Origin of the sequence: uncultured Tepidimonas sp., from assembly GCF_938045175.1 — a bacterium.
In the GTDB taxonomy this organism is placed as follows: Bacteria; Pseudomonadota; Gammaproteobacteria; order Burkholderiales; family Burkholderiaceae_C; genus Tepidimonas.
Map to the genome: position 1 here is coordinate 1 of NZ_CALIND010000131.1, position 5,501 is coordinate 5,501.

The following is a 5,501-nucleotide window of genomic DNA, read 5'->3' on the forward strand; positions in this document are numbered from 1 at the left end:
AACCCTGCCCGCGAGGAGCCAACGATGCCTGCTGCCGAGCCGATGACCCAAGACCAACTCAAGGCCCTGGTGGGCCGCGCCGCGCTGGACTACGTGGGGCATGGGCACATCATCGGGGTCGGCACGGGCTCCACGGTCAACTGCTTCATCGACGCGCTGGCTGAGCAGCGCGAGCGCATCGTCGGCGCGGTGTCGAGCTCGGAAGCGACCACCCAGCGGCTGCGCGCGCACGGCATCCGCGTCTTCGACGCCAACGAGGTCGAGGAGCTGGCCGTGTACATCGACGGGGCCGACGAGATCGACCCGCGTGGCTACATGATCAAGGGTGGCGGCGCGGCGCTGACACGGGAAAAAATCGTCGCCGCGCAAGCGCGCCGTTTTGTGTGCATCGCCGACCAGTCCAAGTGGGTGCCGGTGTTGGGGCGATTCCCGCTGCCGGTGGAGGTGATTCCGATGGCGGCGCAGCGCATCATCCGCCAGTTCGCGGCGCTGGGGGGTACGGCGCGGTTGCGGCTGCGCGACGGTGCGCCGCTGGTCACCGACAACGGCCAGCACATCCTGGACGTGACCGGGCTGCAAATCACCGACCCGCCGGCGTTCGAGAGCATGGTCAACGATTGGCCGGGCGTGGTGACGGTGGGGGTGTTCGCGCACCAACGTGCGCACGTGTGCCTGCTGGGCACGCCTGAAGGGGTGCGCACCGTCACCTTTGACGGCGCCGCGGGTTGACCGCCGCCGCGGTGCCCGGCGGCGGCCCTGCCGATCACGCCAGACCCAACTGGCGCAGCAGCGCGTCGATGCGCGGCTCGCGCCCGCGAAAGGCGCGAAACGACGCCAGCGCCGGGCGGCTGCCGCCGACTTCCAGGATGGTTTGCCGAAAGCGCCGCCCGGTGGCGGTGTCCAGCACGCTGCCACGCTCGGCGGCGGCTTCTTCGAAGGCCGCAAAGGCGTCGGCGCTGAGCACTTCGGCCCACAGGTAGCTGTAGTAGCCGGCCGCGTAGCCGCCGGCAAAGATGTGGCTGAAGCTGTGCGGCATGCGGTGCCACGCCGGTGGGCGCAGCACGGCCACTTCGTCGCGCACCTGCTCCAGCAGCGCCATGACGTCGCCGCCCGGCGCCCCTTCCAGGTGCAGCCGCATGTCGAACAGCGCGTATTCGACCTGCCGCAGCAGCTGCAGCGCGCTCTGGAAGTGACGCGCGGCGCGCATCTTGTCGTACAGCGTGCGCGGCAGCGGTTCGCCCGTGTCGACGTGGCCGCTGAGGCGTTGCAAGGCTTCCCAGTCCCAGCCAAAGTTTTCCAGAAACTGGCTGGGCAGCTCCACCGCGTCCCACTCCACGCCGCTGATGCCCGCGACGTCGTGCTCATCGACCTGCGTCAGCAGGTGGTGCAAGCCGTGCCCGAACTCGTGCAGCAGCGTCGTGACGTCGTCGTGCGTCAGCAGCGGCGGGCGGCCGCCCGCGCCTTCGCCAAAGTTGCACACCAGGTAGGCCACCGGGGTTTGCAGGCGACCGTCGTCGGGCCGGCGCCAGCGGCTGCGGGCGTCGTCCATCCAAGCGCCGCCGCGCTTGCCCGCGCGCGCCACCGGGTCGAGGTAAAAGTGCCCCAGCAGCTCGGCGTCGCGATGGAGCGCAAACGCTTGCACCGACGGGTGCCACACCGGTGCTTCCATCGGCTCGAAGCGCACTTCGAACAGCGTGCCCACGATGTCGAACAGACCTTGCAGCACCCGTGGCAGCGGAAAGTAGGGCTTGACCTCCTGCTCGCTGTAGGCGTAGCGCTGCTGGCGCAGCGCTTCGGCGATGTAGGTCCAGTCCCACGGCTGCGGGTCGCTCAGCCCCAGCGCCGATGCCGCAAAGGCCCGCATGTCGGCCACGTCGCGCTCCGCCCAGGGGCGCGCGCGTTGCGCCAAGTCGCGCAAAAAAGCCAGCACCTGCTCGGGCGATTCGGCCATTTTGGGCACCAGCGACAGGTGGGCAAAGCTCGGGTACCCGAGCAGCTGCGCTTCCTCGTGGCGCAGCGCCAGCAGCTCGCGCACGATGGCGGTGTTGTCCAGCCGGGCCAGCTCGCCTTCAGCCTGGTCGCTGGCGCGCGTGCCGTAGGCGCGGTACAGGCGCGCGCGCAGCTCGCGGTCGTGCGCGAACTGCATCACCGGCAGGTACACCGGCAGCTTCAAGCCCAGCCGCAATTGGCCAGCTTTGCCGGCCGCCTCGGCGGCCGCGCGGGCGCTGGCTTGCACGTCGTCGGGCAGGCCGGCGGCCTGGGCCGGGTCGATGTCGCAGTGCCAGCCGTCGGTGGCGTCCAGCACGTGTTCGCTGAAGCGCTGCGCCAGCTCGGCCTGACGTTCCTGGATGGCGGCGAAGCGTTCCTTGGCCGCGCCTTGCAGCTCGGCGCCGCCCAGCACAAAGCCCTGCAGCGCCAGCTCGCGCGCCCGCTGCTGAACGGCATCCAACCGCGTGGGGTCGATGGCCTTGTACTTGGCGTACAAGGCCTCGTCAGCGCCCAAACGCGTCCAAAACTCCGTCACCCGCGGCAGCAGGGCGTTGTAGGCGGCGCGCAGCTCGGGCGTGTCGGCCACGGCGTTGAGGTGGCTGACCACCCCCCAGGCGCGCCCCAGGCGCTCGGTGGCGACGTCCAGCGTGCGCGCCAGCGCTTGCCAGTCGGCCGGGTGCTCGGGGGCGGTGGCGGCTTGCAGCGCCGCTTCGGCCTCGTGCAGCAGGGCCTCGATGGCCGGCTGCACGTGCGCGGGTTGAACCGCGTTGTAGCGCGGCAGCGGCTCCAGCGCCAGCAGGGGGTTGTCAAGGAAAGCGGTGTCGGTGCGGGTGTTCATGCCCGCAAGCATGCCACGACATCGGTGGCGGTGCTGGCCACCCCGCGATCAACGCCCCGCCGCCGCGGCCTTTTTGGCGCTCTTTTGGCGTTTTTTGGCTTTTTTGACCAAGCCGCCGGGGGTGAGACGCTGGTTGCCCAGCACACGCACGGTCTTGATCTCGGGGCGCCGCCCGGGCTGCTTGGCGGGCTTGACGACCTTGTACTCGCGCGGGCCGGGCTTGCGTTCGCCGGCGGGGGCTTTTTCCTTGGCGGGCAGCGGGCGCCACAGCACCAGCAGCTTGCCGATGTGTTGCACCGGCGCGGCGTTCAGCCGCTCGGCCAGCTCGGCCAGCCAGGCTTCGCGCTGCGCGCGTTCGCCTTCCAGCACGCGCACCTTGATGAGCCCATGGGCGTTCAACGCCGCGTCCACTTCGGCCACGACGGCCTCGGTCAGCCCCCCGGCGCCGATCATCACGACGGGCTCCAGGTGGTGGGCCGCGCCCCGGTGCTGGGCGCGTTCGGCGGGGGTCAGGTGCAAGGCTGGCATGGGCGGGATTATCCCCCATGCACGGCGCAACGGGCCTATAGTGCGGTCCATGAAAGTTCGGACCCAAAGCAAAAAGGTGGACAAGGCCTGGTTCAACCAGCATGTCACCGACCCCTGGGTGCGCCGTGCGCAGCAAGACGGCTACCGCGCGCGCGCCGCTTACAAATTGCAGGAGCTCGACGAGACGTACCACCTGGTGCGCCCCGGGCAGTGCATCGTGGACTTGGGGTGCGCCCCGGGTGCGTGGTGCCAGTACCTGCGGCGTCGCCTGGGCACGGTCACCGACGCCACTGGCCACGTGCGGCTGCGCGGCGTGGTGGTGGGGGTGGACCTGCTGCCCGTGGAGCCGATCGACGGCGTGCACATCCTGCAGGGCGATTTTCGTGACGAGGCCACGCTGCAGGCGCTGCAGGCGACCCTGCAACACGCGTTGGGCGGCAAGATCCCGCAACGCGCGGTCGATCTGGTGGTGTCCGACATGGCGCCCAACCTCAGCGGCATTGAGGAGGTGGACGCGGCGCGCATCGAGCACCTGATCGAGCTGGCGGTGGACTTTGCGGTGCAGCACCTCAAGCCCGAGGGCGCGCTGGTGGTCAAGGTGTTCCATGGCGGCGCCTACGACGGCGCGGTGCGTCGGCTGCGCCAGCACTTTCGCACCGTCAAGGCGCACAAGCCCAAGGCGTCGCGGCCGCAATCGGCCGAAACCTTTTTGGTGGCGCGCGGTCTGATCGGTTGACGGCCAACGGCGAGGCTATCCGCGTGATAGCCAGGGTTGGCCGCCCAACGGTCGCCATGCGGGCTTGATAACGCCTACAATGGCCGCACATGGCCCGTCAAGGGTGGGTGCCCGCGGCAGCGGGCGTCGCGTCAACGGTTGGTAGGCAGGAGTTTTCGTTGAACAACAACCAGTGGATTTCGAAGGTGGCGATCTGGATGGTGATCGCCATGGTGCTGTTCACGGTCTTCAAGCAGTTCGATGGCCGTGCCACCGCGGGCGCCGGCTACATGGCGTACTCCGACTTCCTGAGCGAAGTCAAGGCACAACGCATCAAAAGCGCCACCATCCAGGAGGGCGCCAACGGCACCGAAATCATCGCGGTGACCACCGACGACCGGCGCATCCGCACCAACGCCACCTACCTGGACCGCGGGCTGATCGGCGACCTGCTGGCCAACGACGTCAAGTTCGACGTGCGTCCGCGCGAAGAAGGCTCGCTGCTAATGACGCTGCTGGTCAGTTGGGGGCCGATGCTGTTGCTCATCGGCGTGTGGATTTACTTCATGCGCCAGATGCAGGGCGGCCGTGGCGGCGCGTTCAGCTTTGGCAAGAGCAAAGCGCGCATGCTGGACGAGTCGGCCAACAACGTCACGTTTGCCGACGTGGCCGGCTGCGACGAAGCCAAGGAGGAGGTCAAGGAGCTCGTCGACTTCCTCAAGGACCCGCAAAAATTCCAAAAATTGGGTGGGCGCATCCCGCGCGGGCTGCTGCTGGTGGGGCCGCCGGGCACCGGCAAAACCCTGCTGGCCAAGGCCATCGCGGGCGAAGCCAAGGTGCCGTTTTTCAGCATCTCGGGTTCGGATTTTGTCGAGATGTTCGTTGGCGTCGGGGCGGCGCGTGTGCGCGACATGTTCGAGCAGGCCAAGAAAAACGCCCCCTGCATCATCTTCATCGATGAAATCGACGCCGTGGGCCGCCAGCGCGGCGCGGGCTTGGGCGGTGGCAACGACGAGCGCGAGCAAACGCTCAACCAGATGCTGGTCGAAATGGACGGCTTCGAGACCAACCTCGGGGTCATCGTCATCGCCGCCACCAACCGGCCGGACATTCTGGACGCGGCGCTGCTGCGCCCGGGCCGCTTCGACCGCCAGGTGTATGTGACGCTGCCCGACATTCGCGGCCGCGAGCAGATCCTCAAGGTGCACATGCGCAAGATCCCCATCGGCCCGGACGTCAGCGCCGAGGTGATCGCACGTGGCACGCCGGGCATGAGCGGTGCGGACCTGGCCAACCTGTGCAACGAAGCCGCGCTGATGGCCGCGCGCCGCAACGCGCGCGTGGTCGAGATGCAGGACTTCGAGAAGGCCAAGGACAAAATCCTCATGGGCCCCGAGCGCAAGTCCATGGTCATGCCGGAAGAGGAGCGCC

5 protein-coding genes are annotated in these 5,501 nt (G+C 68.7%); 3 read left to right on the forward strand and 2 right to left on the reverse strand.

Annotated features, from left to right (window positions below):
- Window positions 1–42: 42 nt before the first annotated feature.
- Window positions 43–729: a ribose-5-phosphate isomerase RpiA gene (rpiA, locus tag Q0716_RS07020; RefSeq protein WP_132962713.1), complete on the forward strand. Its 687-nt coding sequence runs from the start codon at window positions 43–45 to the stop codon at window positions 727–729.
- A 34-nt stretch (window positions 730–763) separates the two neighbouring features.
- Here the strand turns inward: rpiA and Q0716_RS07025 are convergent, their stop codons facing one another.
- Both Q0716_RS07025 and Q0716_RS07030 read right to left on the reverse strand, forming a co-directional pair.
- Window positions 764–2,827: a M3 family metallopeptidase gene (locus Q0716_RS07025; protein ID WP_132962666.1), complete on the reverse strand. Its 2,064-nt coding sequence runs from the start codon at window positions 2,825–2,827 to the stop codon at window positions 764–766.
- Between the two features lie 48 nt (window positions 2,828–2,875).
- Window positions 2,876–3,355: a YhbY family RNA-binding protein gene (locus Q0716_RS07030; RefSeq protein WP_132962665.1), complete on the reverse strand. Its 480-nt coding sequence runs from the start codon at window positions 3,353–3,355 to the stop codon at window positions 2,876–2,878.
- Between the two features lie 49 nt (window positions 3,356–3,404).
- On the opposite strand from Q0716_RS07030, the gene Q0716_RS07035 reads away from it, so the two are divergent.
- Window positions 3,405–4,091, forward strand: coding sequence for an RlmE family RNA methyltransferase (locus Q0716_RS07035; protein WP_299021337.1), 687 nt, complete (start codon window positions 3,405–3,407; stop codon window positions 4,089–4,091).
- A gap of 197 nt (window positions 4,092–4,288) precedes the next feature.
- On the forward strand, window positions 4,289–5,501 hold a 1,213-nt coding region (ftsH, locus tag Q0716_RS07040), incomplete at its 3' end, for an ATP-dependent zinc metalloprotease FtsH (protein ID WP_299021342.1).

What these genes read in the sequence shown, in the direction of transcription:
- Q0716_RS07030 (WP_132962665.1), bottom strand. Translation starts at nt 3,355, where the DNA reads ATGCCAGCCTTGCACCTGACCCCCGCCGAACGCGCCCAGCACCGGGGC.
- Q0716_RS07035 (WP_299021337.1), top strand. Translation starts at nt 3,405, where the DNA reads ATGAAAGTTCGGACCCAAAGCAAAAAGGTGGACAAGGCCTGGTTCAAC.
- Q0716_RS07025 (WP_132962666.1), bottom strand. Translation starts at nt 2,827, where the DNA reads ATGAACACCCGCACCGACACCGCTTTCCTTGACAACCCCCTGCTGGCG.
- rpiA (WP_132962713.1), top strand. Translation starts at nt 43, where the DNA reads ATGACCCAAGACCAACTCAAGGCCCTGGTGGGCCGCGCCGCGCTGGAC.